Raw genomic sequence first — 16826 nt, forward strand, 5'->3', positions numbered from 1 at the left:
CGCCGCTCAGGCGCGCAGGTTTGCCACCGCGCGCCACCCAAGGGCCGCGATGCCCAGTGCGACCAGCGCCAGAACGCCCCAGTTCGGACCGTCAAGGTTTGACACGCCCACGCCGACAAGCGCCCAGATCAAGGCGGCCGGGTAGGCCAGCGTATCGCTGCGCATGGCCTGGATCGCAAGCGCGACAACCAGCGCCAGCGTGATGCCCGCATAGGCCGCCATCTGCGCCGACAGGATGCCATGCCCCGCCAGCATCAAGCCTGCCGCCACGGATGACGCGGCGGTCAGCCAGCCTGCGTAAAGGGCGATGGGCGCGCGCAGCCATGCGTGATCCGCCTTGCCGGCCCGCATGAGTGCCACGACCGCGCTGATCAGCATCGCCCAGATCAGCACCGTCGCCCAGAGCGGCGACAATTGCGCCACCGGGATCCAGCCCGCACCGATCAGCAGGCTGACGGTCAGGGCAGGGCGCATCGGTTCCCAGTCAGGATCGGTGGCCCGGTCCCAGACGCCGAAGACCGCACCCGCGACCAGCCACAGATAGATCAGGCCCCAGATCGCAAATGCATAGCCCTCGGGCTGCACCGGCGGGTCGATCTGCGGGACGGGAAACTGGTCAGGTGCGAATCCGTTGAAGCCCGTGGACAGCAGCGGGGACAGCGCAAAGGCCAGCGCCGCCAGCAGAACGAGAAGAGAGGTCTTGCGATACATCAGCGGGGACGCCTTTTGCTTTTGATTGGGGCCACGCGTTTGCTGGGCCATGCCGCAGATATAGCCATCGCCGGGCAAAAGCCAAAGACCGACTTGCCCCGAACGCAGCCACCCCGGTGCACTTGCCGACATAGTCAAGGCGCGGGCGCTGATCCTCAGACCAGCGCGCCGGTTGCGTCGATCCGGGTCTTGCCGCCCATATAGGCGTGCAGCGCAGGCGGCAGGTCCACCGACCCATCGGCTTGCTGGCCGTTTTCCATCACCGCGATCAGGCAGCGCCCGACAGCCAGGCCGGATCCGTTCAGCGAATGGACGAATTCGGGCTTGCCACCCCCGGCGGGACGGTAACGCGCATTCATGCGCCGCGCCTGGAAATCGCCGCAGACCGAGACGCTGGAAATCTCGCGATAGGTGTTCTGACCGGGCAGCCAGACCTCGATATCATGGGTCTTCTGCGCGCCGAAGCCCATGTCGCCCGTGCACAGGACGACCGTGCGATAGGGCAGGCCCAGCTTTTGCAGGATCGCCTCGGCGCAGCCGGTCATACGCTCATGTTCGGCCAGGCTGTCTTCGGGGCGGGTGATGCTGACCATTTCGACCTTTTCGAACTGGTGCTGGCGCAACATGCCTGCGGTATCTTTGCCGGCCGACCCGGCCTCGGAACGGAAGCACAGCGTATGGGCGGTCATGCGGATCGGCAGGGCCGATTCCTCCAGCACATCGCCCGCCACCGTGTTGGTCAGCGTCACCTCGGAGGTCGGTATCAGCCACCAGCCATTGGTGGTGCGATAGCTGTCTTCGGCGAATTTCGGCAACTGGTTGGTGCCATACATCGCCTCGTCCTTGACCAGAACGGGGGTGATCGTCTCGGTCAGACCGTGTTCTGTCGTGTGCACATCCAGCATGAACTGCGCCAGTGCACGGTGCAGGCGTGCGATCGCGCCGCGCAGCACGACAAAGCGTGACCCGCTCAGTTTCGCGGCGGTTTCAAAATCCATCCCCGGCTTTGCGGCGGGCAGATCGAAATGCTCCAGCGGCTTGAAATCCAGCGCGCGGGGGCTGCCCCAGCGGCGCAGCTCGACATTGTCGGTCTCGTCGGCGCCTTGCGGCACCTCGGCAAGCGGGCTGTTGGGCAGGGTCAGCAGCAGATCGGTCAGCTTCTGGTCAAGCTCGCGCGCCTCGGCCTGCATGGCGGCGACTTCGGCCTTCTTGTCGGCCACCAGCGCGCGCAACCGTTCGAATTCCGCCTCGTTCCCGCTGGCCTTGGCCGCGCCCACATCCTTGGAGGCGCGGTTCTGTTCGGCCTGCGCGGTCTCGGCCGCGGTGATGCGGGCCCGCCGCGCCTCGTCCAGCGCCAGAACCTGGTCCGACATCGGGGCCGCACCGCGCCGCGAGAGGGCGGCATCGAAGGCGGCGGGGTTTTCGCGGATGGCGCGGATGTCGTGCATGGCTGGCTCCGGTCTGGTTTGGGCGTGTCTCTCATATGCCGCAACTGCCAGCACGATTGAAGGGGCGATTTGCCCCGCAACGCCGGTTGCGCTGTTTCCGCCCCCTCCCGTGTCGCTTTGGCCGTTTCCTGCCTTGCAAAAGGGGGCGTCGGGTCATAGGTTCCCTGCCAATTCGAAGGGGGCCAGCCGGCCCCCTGATGTTTCATGACAAGGACAGACCGATGGAAGCCTTTGCCCAGTTTATCCCGCTTATCCTGATCTTCGCGATCATGTACCTGTTGCTGATCCGCCCGCAGCAGAAAAAGCTCAAGGAGCATCAGGCGATGGTCGCCGCCCTGCGCCGTGGCGATCAGATCATCACCCAGGGCGGGTTGATCGGCAAGGTGTCCAAGGTCAAGGACGACAACGAGATCGAAGTCGAACTGGCAGAGAACGTGAAAGTGCGCGTTGTCAAATCCACCGTGGCGCAGGTCATTTCGAAGACCGAGCCCGCTGCAAGCTGATGACGGCGCGGCCCCGGGATCCCGACATCCCGTGGGCCGCAACTTTTTCGACAGCCCCGGTTTCGACAGGGTCTATGCCCTCGCACGGCGCAATTTCGGTACAAGGCAGGTGACATGCTTCAGATTGATCTCTGGAAACGGCTTCTGATCTGGACAACCGTGGCCCTTGGCCTGGCGCTGGCATTGCCCAACGGGTTCTATTCCCGCGTCGAAGGCGCCAATGACGCACGCGCCGCCCTTGAGATGGGCAGCAGCGATCCAGCGCTTGAGGTGCAGGCCGGGCAATGGCCGTCTTTCCTGCCGTCCGCCCTGGTCAATCTTGGGCTGGACCTGCGCGGTGGCGCGCATCTTCTGGCCGAAGTCAAGGTGGCCGACGTCTATGAGGCGCGGCTGCAGGGCATGTGGCCCGATGTGCGCGACCTGCTGCGCGACCAGCGCGATACGGTCGGCACGATCCGCCTGCAACCTTCCGCCCCGGACGAATTGCGCGTGCGGCTGAACGAACGCCCCGACCAGGCCGAGCAGGCTGCCGGTCTGGTGCGTGGCCTGGCGCGTCCGGTGGTCAGCCTGACGGGCGCGGGCGCCAGCGACATCGACGTCAGCGTGGACGGCGCCGATATCGTGGTTCGCCTGTCCGATGCCGAGCGCCAGGCGACGGACGACCGCACCGTGCAGCAATCGCTGGAAATCATCCGCCGCCGCATCGACGAAGTGGGCACGCGCGAGCCCACGATCCAGCGTCAGGGCGCTGACCGTATCCTGATCCAGGTCCCGGGCGTGGGATCGGCGGCCGAGCTTAAGGAAATCATCGGCACGACCGCGCAGCTGACCTTTCAGCCCGTCGTGACCCGCACAACCAATGCCAACATGCCCGCAGGCGCCGGCAATGAGCTGCTGCCCGCGATGGACGAGGCCGGGACCTTCTACATCCTGGAACAGGCCCCCGTCGTCACCGGCGAGGAACTGGTCGATGCACAGCCTGCCTTTGACCAGAATGGCCGGCCCGCCGTCAATTTCCGCTTCAACCCCACGGGTGCGCGCAAGTTCGGCAACTATACGGCCGAAAACATCGGCAATCCCTTCGCCATCGTGCTTGATAACGAGGTGATCAGCGCCCCCGTGATCCAAAGCCATATTCCCGGCGGATCCGGCATCATCACCGGCAGTTTCACCGTCGAGGAAAGCACGCAACTGGCGGTTCTGCTGCGAGCCGGGGCCTTGCCTGCGGGTCTGACCTTTCTTGAGGAACGCACCATCGGGCCGGAACTGGGCGCGGACAGTATCGAGGCGGGCAAGATCGCCTGTATCGTGGCCGGGATCGCCGTGCTGGTCTTCATGGTGCTGAGTTACGGGCTGTTCGGGGTTTTCGCCAATATCGCGCTGATCATCAACGTGGCGCTGATCTTCGGGCTTCTGTCCCTGATCGGGGCGACCCTGACGCTGCCGGGTATCGCGGGGATCGTGCTGACCATCGGCATGGCCGTAGATGCCAACGTGCTGGTGTTCGAGCGTATCCGCGAAGAACTCAAGACAGCCAAGGGGCCGGCACGCGCCATCGACCTGGGTTATGAAAAAGCGCTGAGCGCGATCATCGATGCCAACATCACGACATTCATGACGGCGCTGATTCTCTATGTCATGGGGTCTGGCCCGGTGCGCGGTTTCGCGATCACTCTGGGCCTTGGCATCCTGACCTCGGTCTTCACGGCCATTTTCGTCACGCGGTTGATCATCGTGATCTGGTTTGAACGCCGCCGCCCCAAGACAATCGAGGTTTGAGATGCGCCTGAGACTTGTTCCCGAGACAACCAATTTCGATTTCTTCGGCCGTCCCACCCTGTGGCTGGGCATATCGGTCTTCATGATGGTGCTCGCGATGGTGTCCTTCTTCGTGCAGGGCCTCAATTACGGGATCGATTTCCGGGGTGGCACCACGATCCGCACCGAAAGCGCGCAGCCGATCGACATCGGCGTCTATCGTGCTGCCGTGGACACGCTGGAACTGGGCGATGTGACCATCACCGAGATCTTCGATCCCAGCTTCGGCCCCGATGAAAACGTGGCCATGGTCCGTATCCAGGCGCAGGACGATCAGGAAGCGGTGTCGCCCGAACTGATCGCCGCCGTTGAAGGCGCCTTGCAGCAGGCCGTGCCGGATATCCGCTTTGTGTCGGTGGAATCCGTGGGGCCGAAAGTGTCGGGCGAATTGATCATGACGGCCGCCATAGCCGTGGTTCTCGCCATCGCGGCGGTGCTTGTCTACATCTGGCTGCGCTTTGAATGGCAATTCGCGGTCGGCGCCGTGGTGGCGCTTGTGCATGACGTGGTCCTGACGATCGGGGTCTTTTCGGAATTGCAGATCAGGTTCGACCTTGCGATCATCGCAGCGCTTCTGACGATCGTGGGCTATTCGCTGAACGATACGGTGGTCGTGTTTGACCGGGTGCGTGAGAACCTGCGGAAATACAAGCAAAAGCCCCTGCGCGAAGTGCTGAACCTGTCGATCAACGAAACGCTCAGCCGGACGATGATGACCTCGCTGACGACGCTGATTGCGCTGATCGCATTGTTTGTGCTGGGCGGTGACGTGATCCGGGGCTTTGTCTTCGCGATGATCTGGGGGATCGTGGTCGGCACCTATTCGTCGATCTTCGTCGCCTCGGTCGTGCTGTTGAAGATGGGCGTCAAACGCGACTGGTCCAAGCCGGATGGCAATGCCGGTACGCAGTTTTCGAACATAGATGCCTGACGCCCTTGGCGCGGCCCTTGCCTTTGACGGTTTGATCTGGCTGATCGCCGGCACCCTTCTGGCAGGCTTCGTGCGTGGCTTTTCAGGCTTTGGCACCGCACTGGTCTTCATGCCCGTGGCGGGACAGTTGATGCCACCGATCTGGGCGCTGACCGTGCTTGTGGTGATGGACGTTTTCGGGCCGATCCCGAACCTGCCGCGCGCGCGGCGCGACGGCAACCTGCGCGAAGTGGCGCTGCTGAGCGGGGCGATGATCCTTGCGCTGCCCTTGGGTCTGATGGTTCTGGCCTCGATCCAGCCCGAGATCTTTCGCTATGCGGTGTCCACGCTGGCCTTGCTGGTGCCGGTGCTGCTGCTGGCCGGTCTGCGCTATCGCGGGGTTTTGACCGCCCCGATCCTGCTGGGCACTGGCGGGCTCAGCGGTTTTCTGGGGGGCATCGTGGGCGTGCCCGGTCCGCCGGTCATCCTGCTCTACCTTGCCTCGACGCGCCTGGCCGCGCAGGTGAGGGCCAATATCCTGATCTACCTGTTCGTCTTCGACATCGCGCTGATCGCGGTGCTGGCGTTTCAAGACCGGCTGGAAGCCGTGCCCGTGATCCTGGGGCTTCTGCTTGCCTTGCCCGTCATGCTGGCCAATATGGCGGGGGCGGCGATCTTTCGCCCGGAACGGGAACGCAGCTATCGTGCGGCGGCCTATGTGATCATCGCCGCCGCAGCGGTCAGCGGACTGCCGATCTGGGATTGAACGACAACAGCGGATGGAGGCAAGGACATGCGCGTGACAGAGGTGAATTTTGACGGGGCGGTTCCGATCGACGGCTATGGCCCCGGATTTTTCCGCGTGGGCAAGCAGATCATCGAAGGCCCCGTTCTTGTGACGGCGGCGCGCGCGACCCAATGGGGCGGGTTTTCCGACCTTGCGCCGCTGATGGCCCTGAAGGGCGAGGTCGACGTGATTTTCCTTGGCATGGGGGCCGAGATCGCCCATGCCCCCGTTGACCTGCGCGACCAGCTTGAGGCGCTGGGTATGGGGGTCGAGGTGATGAATTCACCGGCGGCCTGCAGGACCTACAACGTTCTTGTCTCGGAAGGGCGCCGCGTGGCCGCAGCACTTCTGCCCGTGGGCGAGGGGCTGCGGTGATCTGCGCCTTTCGGAATATGTGAGAATGGGTTAGACGCGGCGCATGGAATTGAACGTCACAGGTCTGAGCGTTGCGCGCGGCGGCATTCCGGTCCTTGAGGGGCTGGACTTCACCCTGCGTGCCGGTGAGGCGTTGATCCTGCGCGGCCCCAATGGCGTGGGCAAGACCACGGTGCTGCGTACCATCGCGGGATTGCAGCCGCCACTTGCGGGCCAAGTCGGACTGGAACGCGAGGCGATGGCCTATGCGGGCCATGCGGACGGAATCAAATCGACCCTGACCGTGCGGGAAAACCTGGGGTTCTGGGCGGATATTTTCGGCACAACCAGTATTGACGCGGCCCTTGTGGCCTTTGATCTGACAGCATTGGCCGACCGCGTGGCCGGGGCCCTGTCTGCCGGGCAGAAACGCCGGTTGGGCCTGGCGCGCATGGTGGTGACGGGCCGGCCCGTCTGGGTGCTGGACGAACCGACCGTGTCCCTGGATGCCGGTGCCGTGGCCCTTTTCGCGCAGGCGGTGCGGACCCATCTGGCCGGGGGCGGCATGGCGCTGATGGCCACCCATATCGACCTTGGGCTGGACGAGGCGCGTGTGCTGGATGTGGCACCTTATCGCGCGAAGGCACCTGCCCATGACGATTTCGACGGATCCTTCCTGTGAGGGCGCTGCTGATCCGCGATATCCGGCTGGCGGTCCGCGCAGGGGGCGGCTTTGGCCTTGGGCTTGCGTTTTTCCTGATCGTGGTGGTTCTTGTGCCTTTCGGGGTCGGGCCCGACAGCGGGCTTCTGGCGCGGATCGCGCCCGGTATCCTGTGGCTGGGAGCGCTGCTGTCCTGCCTTTTGTCGCTGGACCGCATCTTTGCGCTGGATTGGGAAGATGGCTCGCTTGACCTGCTGGCCACCGCACCCCTGCCGATGGAGGCGCTGGTCAGCGTCAAGGCCCTGGCGCATTGGCTGACGACGGGTGTGCCGCTTGTGCTGGCCTCGCCGTTATTTGCCCTGCTGCTGAGTTTGCCGCCCGAGGGATATCTGCCCCTGCTGATATCGCTTGCGCTGGGAACGCCGGCGCTGAGCGTGATCGGCACCTTCGGCGCCGCCCTGACGGTGGGCCTGAAGCGGGGCGGGCTGCTCTTGAGTTTGCTGGTGTTGCCGCTTTACGTGCCGACGCTGATCTTCGGGGCCGAAGTGGCAAGGCGCGGGGCCGAAGGGCTGGAAACGGGCGTGCCATTGGCGATGCTGGCGGGGATCACCTTCGGGGCGATCGCGCTGCTACCCTTTGCCTCGGCGGCGGTTCTGCGGGTAAACCTGCGCTGACGGGGATGTGACTTGCGCCCGAGTGGCGATGGAATAGGAACGGAATATGGCGTCGATCTGGGAATATGCGAACCCCAAGAAGTTCATTCAGACCACGGACAGGCTGCTGCCCTGGCTGTCCGTGCTGGCCGCGATCACGCTTGTGATCGGGTTGATCTGGGGCTTTTTCTTCACGCCTGACGATTTCCGGCAGGGATCAACTGTCAAGATCATCTATCTGCATGTGCCTGCCGCACTGATGGCGATCAACGCCTGGCTGATGATGCTTGTGGCCTCGCTGATCTGGATCGTGCGGCGGCACCATGTCTCGGCGCTGGCCGCGCGGGCGGCGGCCCCCGTGGGGGCCGTGATGACGGTGATTGCCCTTGCGACAGGCGCAATCTGGGGTCAACCGATGTGGGGCACCTGGTGGGCCTGGGACCCGCGCCTGACGTCTTTCCTGATCCTGTTCCTGTTTTATCTGGGCTATATGGCGCTGTGGGCCGCGATCGAGAATGACGACACCGCCGCCGATCTGACATCGGTGCTTTGCCTTGTCGGATCGGTCTTTGCCCTGCTCAGCCGCTACGCGGTCAATTTCTGGAATCAGGGCCTGCACCAGGGCGCGTCCCTCAGCCTCGACAAGGAAAAGAACGTGGCGGATGTTTTCTATCACCCGCTGCTCTTTTGTATCGCGGGCTTCGTTCTTCTGTTCATCGCGCTGGTCTTCCTGCGTACGCAAACCGAAATCCGCGCCCGCCGGATGCGGGCCCTTCTGGCACGGGAGAGACTGGGATGATGCCTGATCTTGGAAAATACGCAGATGCGGTGCTGTCATCCTATGCCGTGTCCATCCTTCTGATCGTGGCGCTGGTGGCCTTCAGCGTGATGCGGGCCCGCAAGGTGCGCGCCCAGCTGGATGAAGTGGAACGCAGGAGCCGCAAACATGGCTAAACTGTCCCCCCTGATGCTGGCCCCGCCGCTGATCTTCGCGGGTCTGGCCGCGATGTTCTGGTTCGGCATGCAGCGCGACGATCCCGATCAGTTGCCTTCGGCGCTGGAAGGGCGGCAGGCCCCGGCCGTCGTGGTCGAGCAGCTTGGCGCGGATGCACCTTTTGCCGATGCCGATCTGCGCGCGGGCGAGGTCACATTGGTCAACTTCTGGGCCAGCTGGTGCGCGCCCTGCCGTGTGGAGCATCCCAACCTCGAGGCGCTGGCGAAATCCGGGCTGACGATCTATGGCGTCAACTACAAGGATCAGCCGGACAACGCGATGGGATTTCTGGAAGAGCTGGGCAACCCTTACGCGGCCATGGGGGCGGATGCATCGGGGCGCATGGGGTTGAACTGGGGTCTTTATGGCGTGCCTGAAACCTATGTGATCGACGGGCAGGGCAATATCGTTCTGCGTCATGCGGGGCCCATTACCCAGCGGGTCATCGACGCCACGATCCTGCCCGCCATTGAAAAGGCGCGCGGCGCGGGATCCTGACCGGTCCCTCGCGCGCATGAAAAAAGCCCCGGTGCATCGCACCGGGGCTTTGTCTTGGGGCCGGCGCCGATCAGGCCGACTTGGCCAGGTTACGCAGCACGTAATGCAGCACGCCGCCGTTTTCGACATATTCCTTTTCCACGGCGGTATCGATCCGGCATTTGACCATGATCTCGCGCGTGGTGCCGTCCGCATAGGTGATCGTGCAGGGAACCTCGGACAGGGGTTTCAAGTCGCCTTCAAGCCCGGTGATCGAGACAGTCTCGTCACCCTTCAGGCCCAGTGACTTGCGGGTGTCGCCGCCGGTGAACTCGAAGGGGATGACGCCCATGCCCACCAGGTTGGACCGGTGGATACGCTCGAACGACTCGGCGATCACGGCCTTGACGCCCAGCAGTGCCGTACCCTTGGCCGCCCAGTCGCGGCTGGAGCCCGCGCCGTATTCGATACCGCCAAAGATCACCAGCGGCGTGCCCTGCTGCTGATAGGCCATCGAGGCGTCAAAGATCGAGGTCTGCGCCCCATCGGGGCCCTTGGTGTAGCCGCCTTCAACCCCGTCCAGCATCTCGTTCTTGATGCGGATATTGGCGAAGGTGCCGCGCATCATGACCTCATGGTTGCCGCGCCGCGATCCGTAGGAGTTGAACTCGCGCACCGGCACCTGACGTTCGATCAGATACTTGCCCGCAGGGGTCGTGTCCTTGAAGGAACCGGCCGGGCTGATGTGGTCGGTGGTGATCATGTCACCCAGAAGCGCCAACACACGCGCGCCCTTGATGTCGTGGATCACGCCGGCCTCGGTGCCCATACCGCGGAAATAGGGCGGGTTCTGGATATAGGTCGAGGATGCGGGCCAGTCATAGGTCTCGCTGTCGGTGGTCTCGACCGCCTGCCACTTTTCGTCGCCCTTGAAGACATCGGCGTATTTCTTCAGGAACGCCTCGCGGGTCACGGTCTTTTCGACCAGGTCCGCGATTTCCTGCGAGGTCGGCCAGATATCCTTGAGATAGACAGGCTTGCCGTCCTTCGAGGTGCCGATCGCATCCTTGGTGATGTCGATGTTCATGTCACCCGCGATGGCATAGGCGACAACCAGCGGGGGGCTTGCCAGGTAGTTGGCGCGCACATCGGGGCTGATGCGGCCCTCGAAGTTGCGGTTGCCCGACAGGACGGACACGGCCACCAGATCGTTCTCGTTGATTGCCTTGGAAATCTCGGGCTGCAACGGGCCCGAGTTGCCGATGCAGGTCGTGCAGCCATAGCCCACAAGGTTGAAGCCGATGGCGTCCAGGTCTTCCTGAAGGTTCGCGGCCTCAAGGTATTCCGACACGACCTGGCTACCGGGGGCCAGCGATGTCTTGACCCAGGGCTTGCGGGTCAGACCCAGCGCGCGCGCCTTGCGGGCGACCAGACCGGCCCCGATCATCACATAGGGGTTCGATGTGTTGGTGCAGGAGGTGATCGAGGCGATCACGACCGATCCGTCATGCAGCTTGTAATCCTCGCCCGCGACAGCGGCGCTGGAAAAGCCGGTGATGTTGCCCGGAACATGGTCGGGGCCGGGCTTGCCGCCCTCTTCGACCATGTCGGATTTTTCCAGCTTGGGGGCGGCCGGCATCTTGCGCAGGCCACGGATATAGTCGCCGAAGACATGCGCCGCATCGGTCAGCGGCACGTGATCCTGCGGACGCTTGGGGCCCGAGATCGCGGGCACCACATCGCCCAGATCCAGATGCAGCGTCGAGGTATAGACCGGCGCGTAATCCGCACCGCGCCAGAAGCCGTTTTCCTTTGCATAGGCTTCGACCAGGGCGATGCGGTCCTCGTCGCGTCCGGTCTGGCGCAGGTAGCGCAGGGTTTCACCGTCGATCGGGAAGAAGCCGCAGGTGGCGCCATATTCGGGGGCCATGTTGGCAATGGTCGAACGGTCTGCCAGCGGCATGTTGTCCAGGCCCTCGCCGTAGAATTCGACGAACTTGCCGACAACGCCATGGGCGCGCAGCATCTGGACGACTTTCAGCACCAGGTCGGTGGCGGTGACACCTTCCATCATCGCGCCGGTGATCTTGAAGCCGACCACTTCGGGGATCAGCATCGACACGGGCTGCCCCAGCATCGCGGCCTCGGCCTCGATCCCGCCGACACCCCAGCCCAGAACGGCCAGGCCGTTGACCATGGTAGTGTGGCTGTCGGTGCCCACAAGCGTGTCAGGGTAGGCGACGGTCGCGCCATGCTGATCGGTATCGGTCCAGACGGTTTGCGCCAGGTATTCCAGGTTCACCTGGTGGCAGATGCCCGTGCCCGGCGGCACGACGCGGAAATTGTTGAACGCCTTCTGGCCCCATTTCAGGAAGGTGTAGCGTTCGATGTTGCGCTCATACTCGCGGTCCACGTTCATCTGGAAGGCACGCGGGTTGCCGAATTCGTCGATCATCACCGAATGGTCGATGACCAGATCGACAGGGTTCAGCGGGTTGATCTTCTGTGCGTCGCCACCCAGGGCCTTGATCCCGTCGCGCATGGCGGCCAGATCGACCACGGCGGGCACGCCGGTGAAATCCTGCATCAGGACGCGGGCCGGGCGATAAGCGATCTCGCGCGGGTTCTGGCCGCCCTTGTCGGCCCATTCCGAAAACGCCTTGATGTCATCGACGGACACGGTAAAGCCGCCATCCTCGAAGCGCAGCATGTTTTCCAGCACCACCTTCAGCGCGGCGGGCAGGCGCGAGAAATCGCCCAGGCCCGCGGCCTGTGCAGCCGGGATCGAGTAATAGGAAACACTCTGTCCGCCGACCGTCAGGGTCTTGCGGGTCTTGGCGCTGTCTTGTCCGACTGTGATGGGCATCTGTGGCCTCCCTCCGATCAGGAAATAAGGGGTATTGCTGCGCTGCTTTTGACCTATAGTCGGCTTCCGATCAAGAGGGGCGAGGCAAAATGTATACCATTGCACACAAAAAAATCGGGCAGAGGGGACACAGTAACCCGTCTCTCTCGATTCCTTGATTGGTCATTTCAATGTCGCGCGCCTAAAACAGGATCACAGACAGCGCAAAGAGATGGATGAACATGGGTCATATCAGGGCTTGGATCACGGGATGCCTGACGGGCGGATTGATCGCGGCGGCCGCGGCGGGCACAGCCATGGCCGAGACGCGCCCCGTCGTGGTCGAGCTGTTCACCTCGCAAGGCTGTTCATCCTGCCCCCCAGCGGATGCATTCCTGCATGAGTTGAGCCAGCGTGAGGACGTGATCGCCCTGGCGTTGCATGTGGATTACTGGGACTACATCGGCTGGAAGGACAGTTTCGCACAGCCGGCTTTCACCCAGCGCCAGAAAGCCTATGCCAAGACGGCCGGTCGCAGGTCAGTCTACACACCGCAGATGATCGTGGCAGGCCAGGATCATGTGGTCGGCACCCATGAGGAAGACGCGAAATCCCTGATTCTGCGCCATGCCGCCGTGCAAACGGGTGTGAGCGTCGCCCTGGAACGCGCGCCGGACGGGCGCCTTGTGATCCGCGGTGTTGCGGGGCAGGGGGCTGTCGGCCCCCTGGCCGTGCATCTGGTCCGCTACGCGCCGTCCCAGCAGGTCGAGATCACGCGCGGCGAGAATGCAGGTCGTCTGATGGATTATGCCAATGTGGTCACCGAGTGGTCCACGATCGGCGAATGGGACCTGTCCGCGCCCCTTCAGATCATGGCGCCGTCCGGCGGCAATCAGCCCGCCGTGGTGATCCTGCAGCGCAAGGGGGCCGGTCCAATCGTTGCAGCCGCGCGTCTGCGCTGAGCATGTCGGCCTAGCCGCGCTTGATCGCTGTCTTCCCGAAGGTTTCCCGATACCAGACATAGACCCCGGCGGCCACGATGATCATGGCCCCGACCACAGTCCAGATGTCGGGATATTCCCCGAAAAACACCACGCCCCAGACCGTGGCAAAGACCAGCCCGGTATAGGCGAAGGGCGCCAGCATGCCCGCCTCGCCGATCGACAGGGCGCGGATCAGCAGCAATTGCGACAAGGTGCCAAAGGCGGCGATCACAAGCATCAGCAGCCCCGACGTCAGATCAAGCGGCTGCCAGTAGAACGGCACCGCAACGGTCATGACCACGGCCCCGAACAGCGCTGTATAGAGCAACGATGTCCAGGGGTCCTCGTTCCGGCCGACAAAGCGGGTCGTGATGTTATAGGCCGAATAGGCAAAGGCCGCGACCAGCGGCAGCACCGCATAGGGTGAAAACACCTCGGACCCCGGCCGGATCACGATCAAGGCGCCGATCATCGCGGCCCCGATCCCCAGCGCGCGGCGCAGGCCGATCTTTTCGCCAAGAAACAGCGCGGCGCCCAGGGTGATGATCACCGGGTTGACGTTCATGATCGCGGTCGCCTCGGTCAGGCCGATATTGGCGACGCTGAAGAAGAAAAAGACCGTCCCGAACATCAGAAAGACCGAACGCGCCAGTTGCAGCCAGGGGAAATTGGTGCGCGCCACGGATCGCAGGCGCGGGGCCACAAGGACCAGCACGACAAGCGCCTGACCGGCATAGCGGGCCCAGACGGCGGGGATCGTGCCGATGCGCGGCGCAAGCGCCTTGGCGGTGGCGTCCATCACGGAAAAACAGAAGATGGCCCCGATCATCAGCAGGATGGCGGTGGCCGTCGGGCTGAGTGTTCTCATCCGGGCGCGGCGCTGCCCTGTGGCATCCTTGGCAGGCCGGTGCCGATAATGCAGTCGCGCGTCACCAGGGCGGCCAGTTGATCCTCGGTCATGGATTCGGTTCCCGCCGGGCGCGCAGGCAGCACGATATAGCGCATGTCCGCAGTGCTGTCGTGAACGCGGATCGTGGTGCTGTCGGGCAGATCGACGCCGAATTCCGCCAGCACGGCGCGCGGTTCACGCACGGCGCGGCTGCGATAGGCGCGGGTCTTGTACCAGTCGGGCGGCAGACCCAGCAGATTGCGCGGATAGCAAGAGCACAATGTGCAGACGATCAGGTTATGGGTGTCGGCGGTGTTTTCGACCGCGATCAGGTGAAGCGGCCCGATGTCGAACCCCATCTCGCGACTGGCATCGCCCGCGTTTTTCAGCAGGCGTGACTTGAACGCAGGGTCGGTCCAGGCGCGCGCCACGACAGCCGCACCATTCGCGGGGCTGCGGCTGTCCATCAGGTCGATCTGTCCTGCGATCTCGGCGGCGGTGGTCACACCCTTTTCGATCAGCAATTCACGCACGGCGATTTCCATGCGCTGCCAGTAGGTCAGGGGCGTGTCATCATCCTGCCGGTAGGGATGGCCCGAAGGGCTGAGGCCGTGGTGATCATGGTCATGGTCATGGTCGTGATGGTCATGGGGCATGGTCGGGCACCTCTTCCAGCCAGTGGCCATAGATTTCCGCGTCCAGCGTATCCTCGGGCCGCTCAGCCTGATCCCCCCAGAGTTCCGCCATGGTGAAACGCACGCGATAGAGGGGCTTTTTCTCGGCCGGCAGTCCATAGGCCAATTGTTCGGGATTGCCGAAAGCGCCAAGGCTGCGTTCGATGATCCCGGTCTTGCCGCGAAGATAGGCGGGGGCGCGCACATGGCCCGGGGGCATCAGGCTGCGGACGCGGACATGCTTAGCCATGGGCGGCTTCGCCATAGGTGGGGCCGCGTTCCGCGATCTCTTCCATGCGGGTGGCGAGTTCCTCCAGCGTGTAGATGCCGCCTTCGATCAGGTTCTGGTTCACGGCCGCGATCCAGCGTTCGTAATAGCTGTGCTTTTCAAAGGCATCCTCGCCCATGTCTTCCAGCGCGCGGCGCAGGCCGTCGACCGTAAAGTGGCCCTTTGACGAGCATAGCACCATCAGCGCATCCACGCGCTTTTCCCAAAGCGCGAAATCATGCCCTTCCATGGGAACGGGTCCAGCCTCGTCCCCGCCCATGTCGTGCCAGCGGCGTCCTGAAATATCGCTCATGACGGCAGGTTAGGACGACATCACGGCCCTGTCCATATCAGACTGTTGCGCTTGCAGGTCTGGAGGGTCGCTTCAGGCGTCGTCTTCCGTGCCGGGCTGGCGCATCACCATTTCGCCACTGGCGACAAGATCGCGGATGGCGGTGATCACGGCTGTCATCGCGTCCTCGCCCGCCTTGGCCTTGACCTTGCCTGTTTGCGCGATCTCGTCCCGCAAGCCGTCGGCCATGCGCTGCGAGATGTTGTCGAGGATGAAGTCAGCCGCTTCCGCCGAGGGGCTGCCCAGGGCGCGGGCATGGGTCAGGGCCAGCACCAGGGTCGCCTGATCGAGGCCCCGGGTGATCTTGGGCGCATCGCGCGCCTCGACCCGGGTCGGGATATCGGCAAAAGTGAAGATGGCGCGCCGGACGCTTTCGGCAAAACCGGCATCGGCCTCTTCCAGACCGGTCAGGACATCGTCGCGCGTGGCTGAACTGGACAGGTTGAGGATGGCGCCCACTCTTTGTTCCGGCTCGTCCGAAAAGGCGCGGTCAGGCACCGCATCCGACTGCATCGCCAGCGACAATCCGATCCGGTACACCGTTTCGGGGGTAACGGCCCCGGTCAGCGACATCGCATAGGTGATCCGCCGCGCATCGGCGCCGGGCAGACGGCTGAGAAGGTCGGCAGATTTCGCAACGTCCAGTTTGGACAGCACCACCGCCGCCACTTCGACAGATTCCGTGGACAGGAACGGCAGAAGCCGTTCGGCCGGAAGCGCGCGCAGACGGTCCCACGGGTCACCCGTCTGACGCACCCCGGCTTCGCGGCGCAGCCTTGCGGCTGTCTGCGGGCTGATCCGCCCGTCAAGCGCGGTCAGCGCCCCCGCGACATCGCGGGGAAACAGCAGCGCGATCTGTTCCAGCTCTTCCGCGAATTCGGCCACGACAGCCGCCAATGTCGCCCGGTCCACATGCCGCATCTGGCCAAACTGTACCGTCAGTGCCGCCTGAAGGTCATCGGGCAGGTCCGCAAGCGTCAGATCCGCCCCTTCCGACAGAAGAAAGCGGACCACGATCGCGGCTTTTTCACGCTGGGACAGCGCGGCTTGTCCCGGTCTGCCGGGGCGGGGAGAGACTGGGCTCAGCTTCAGCATCGCGACCTCATCGAAACAGCGTTCAGATAAGGCGGGAGCCATGAACAAAGGCTGAAGGCGGCGGCCAGTTTGTCGCTAAATTTAAAGATGTCGCATGTCGCGACCGCTGACATGCACCGCCCGACGGGGGAGGGCCGCCCGCAAGGTCCATGCCGGAAAAAACCGCGCCCTGACCGACTGGCGGAAGGGCGCGGGCAGGGTCGTCAGCCGCTGAGTTGCTTGGTGCAGCTGCGGGTTTCGTTGTCCCACACCATTCCGTCGGCGCAGGACATGGCCTGATGGCTTGTCGAACAGGAGGCGCTGACCATCATCGGGGTGAGGGTCAGGGCCAGGGCGGCAAATATGGTCTTGAACTTCATTGCGTGCTCCCTTGAGATGAGAACCCAAGCGTAGCACGCAATGTC

General features: G+C 63.8%; 20 protein-coding genes. 11 read left to right on the forward strand and 9 right to left on the reverse strand.

Annotated elements, in window-relative coordinates; all coding sequences use genetic code 11:
• Positions 1 to 6: 6 nt before the first annotated feature.
• Both ACFQ3C_RS06065 and serS read right to left on the reverse strand, forming a co-directional pair.
• Positions 7 to 711, reverse strand: a complete 705-nt coding sequence (locus ACFQ3C_RS06065; RefSeq protein ID WP_380789606.1) for a hypothetical protein — start codon at positions 709 to 711, stop codon at positions 7 to 9.
• A gap of 155 nt (positions 712 to 866) precedes the next feature.
• The gene (gene serS, locus ACFQ3C_RS06070) at positions 867 to 2159 is read right to left on the reverse strand and encodes a serine--tRNA ligase (protein ID WP_380789608.1); all 1293 of its coding nucleotides are present in this window, start codon (positions 2157 to 2159) and stop codon (positions 867 to 869) included.
• A gap of 221 nt (positions 2160 to 2380) precedes the next feature.
• Between serS and yajC the strand changes: the two genes are divergently transcribed.
• From yajC to ACFQ3C_RS06120, 10 genes are all read left to right on the forward strand, one after another.
• The gene (gene yajC / locus ACFQ3C_RS06075) at positions 2381 to 2662 is read left to right on the forward strand and encodes a preprotein translocase subunit YajC (RefSeq protein WP_068292936.1); all 282 of its coding nucleotides are present in this window, start codon (positions 2381 to 2383) and stop codon (positions 2660 to 2662) included.
• Between the two features lie 114 nt (positions 2663 to 2776).
• Complete coding sequence (gene secD / locus ACFQ3C_RS06080) at positions 2777 to 4441, forward strand: protein translocase subunit SecD (protein ID WP_380789609.1); 1665 nt, start codon at positions 2777 to 2779, stop codon at positions 4439 to 4441.
• Position 4442: 1 nt separating this feature from the next.
• Positions 4443 to 5411, forward strand: coding sequence for a protein translocase subunit SecF (gene secF / locus ACFQ3C_RS06085; protein WP_380789610.1), 969 nt, complete (start codon positions 4443 to 4445; stop codon positions 5409 to 5411).
• Positions 5404 to 6156, forward strand: coding sequence for a sulfite exporter TauE/SafE family protein (locus ACFQ3C_RS06090; protein ID WP_380789612.1), 753 nt, complete (start codon positions 5404 to 5406; stop codon positions 6154 to 6156). Before secF ends, ACFQ3C_RS06090 begins: the two co-directional genes overlap by 8 nt.
• 27 nt (positions 6157 to 6183) lie before the next feature.
• Positions 6184 to 6552 (forward strand): Mth938-like domain-containing protein, encoded by a 369-nt coding sequence (locus tag ACFQ3C_RS06095; RefSeq protein WP_380789613.1) that lies wholly within the window; start codon positions 6184 to 6186, stop codon positions 6550 to 6552.
• A gap of 43 nt (positions 6553 to 6595) precedes the next feature.
• Complete coding sequence (gene ccmA, locus ACFQ3C_RS06100; protein ID WP_380789614.1) at positions 6596 to 7213, forward strand: heme ABC exporter ATP-binding protein CcmA; 618 nt, start codon at positions 6596 to 6598, stop codon at positions 7211 to 7213.
• Entirely contained in the window at positions 7210 to 7866 is a 657-nt protein-coding gene (gene ccmB / locus ACFQ3C_RS06105; RefSeq protein ID WP_380789615.1) for a heme exporter protein CcmB, read from the forward strand. Before ccmA ends, ccmB begins: the two co-directional genes overlap by 4 nt.
• A 46-nt stretch (positions 7867 to 7912) precedes the next feature.
• Positions 7913 to 8644 (forward strand): heme ABC transporter permease, encoded by a 732-nt coding sequence (locus tag ACFQ3C_RS06110; RefSeq protein ID WP_380789617.1) that lies wholly within the window; start codon positions 7913 to 7915, stop codon positions 8642 to 8644.
• Positions 8641 to 8799, forward strand: coding sequence for a heme exporter protein CcmD (gene ccmD / locus ACFQ3C_RS06115; RefSeq protein WP_380789619.1), 159 nt, complete (start codon positions 8641 to 8643; stop codon positions 8797 to 8799). Before ACFQ3C_RS06110 ends, ccmD begins: the two co-directional genes overlap by 4 nt.
• Entirely contained in the window at positions 8792 to 9337 is a 546-nt protein-coding gene (locus ACFQ3C_RS06120) for a DsbE family thiol:disulfide interchange protein (protein ID WP_380789620.1), read from the forward strand. Before ccmD ends, ACFQ3C_RS06120 begins: the two co-directional genes overlap by 8 nt.
• A 70-nt stretch (positions 9338 to 9407) precedes the next feature.
• Here ACFQ3C_RS06120 and acnA read toward each other — a convergent pair whose 3' ends face one another.
• On the reverse strand, positions 9408 to 12182 hold the full coding sequence (acnA, locus tag ACFQ3C_RS06125) for an aconitate hydratase AcnA (protein ID WP_380789621.1): 2775 nt from the start codon (positions 12180 to 12182) through the stop codon (positions 9408 to 9410).
• Between the two features lie 221 nt (positions 12183 to 12403).
• On the opposite strand from acnA, the gene ACFQ3C_RS06130 reads away from it, so the two are divergent.
• A complete protein-coding gene (locus ACFQ3C_RS06130; RefSeq protein ID WP_380789622.1) occupies positions 12404 to 13123 on the forward strand; it encodes a DUF1223 domain-containing protein in 720 nt (239 codons plus the stop codon).
• 10 nt (positions 13124 to 13133) lie between these two features.
• Here ACFQ3C_RS06130 and ACFQ3C_RS06135 read toward each other — a convergent pair whose 3' ends face one another.
• The 6 genes from ACFQ3C_RS06135 to ACFQ3C_RS06160 form a co-directional block, all read right to left on the reverse strand.
• Positions 13134 to 14012 (reverse strand): DMT family transporter, encoded by an 879-nt coding sequence (locus ACFQ3C_RS06135; RefSeq protein WP_380789623.1) that lies wholly within the window; start codon positions 14010 to 14012, stop codon positions 13134 to 13136.
• On the reverse strand, positions 14009 to 14689 hold the full coding sequence (gene nthA, locus ACFQ3C_RS06140; protein ID WP_380789624.1) for a nitrile hydratase subunit alpha: 681 nt from the start codon (positions 14687 to 14689) through the stop codon (positions 14009 to 14011). The genes ACFQ3C_RS06135 and nthA overlap by 4 nt, the downstream gene beginning before the upstream one ends.
• A complete protein-coding gene (locus tag ACFQ3C_RS06145) occupies positions 14679 to 14957 on the reverse strand; it encodes an SH3-like domain-containing protein (RefSeq protein ID WP_380789625.1) in 279 nt (92 codons plus the stop codon). Before ACFQ3C_RS06145 ends, nthA begins: the two co-directional genes overlap by 11 nt.
• Entirely contained in the window at positions 14950 to 15288 is a 339-nt protein-coding gene (locus tag ACFQ3C_RS06150) for a ScnB-like protein (protein ID WP_380789626.1), read from the reverse strand. The genes ACFQ3C_RS06145 and ACFQ3C_RS06150 overlap by 8 nt, the downstream gene beginning before the upstream one ends.
• Positions 15289 to 15360: 72 nt before the next feature.
• Positions 15361 to 16464: a flagellar motor switch protein FliG gene (locus ACFQ3C_RS06155; protein WP_380789628.1), complete on the reverse strand. Its 1104-nt coding sequence runs from the start codon at positions 16462 to 16464 to the stop codon at positions 15361 to 15363.
• 161 nt (positions 16465 to 16625) lie between these two features.
• A complete protein-coding gene (locus ACFQ3C_RS06160; protein WP_380789629.1) occupies positions 16626 to 16781 on the reverse strand; it encodes a hypothetical protein in 156 nt (51 codons plus the stop codon).
• Between the last annotated feature and the right edge of the window lie 45 nt (positions 16782 to 16826).

The sequence above is a fragment of the Seohaeicola saemankumensis genome (assembly GCF_042678485.1).
Classification (GTDB): Bacteria; Pseudomonadota; Alphaproteobacteria; order Rhodobacterales; family Rhodobacteraceae; genus Seohaeicola; species Seohaeicola saemankumensis.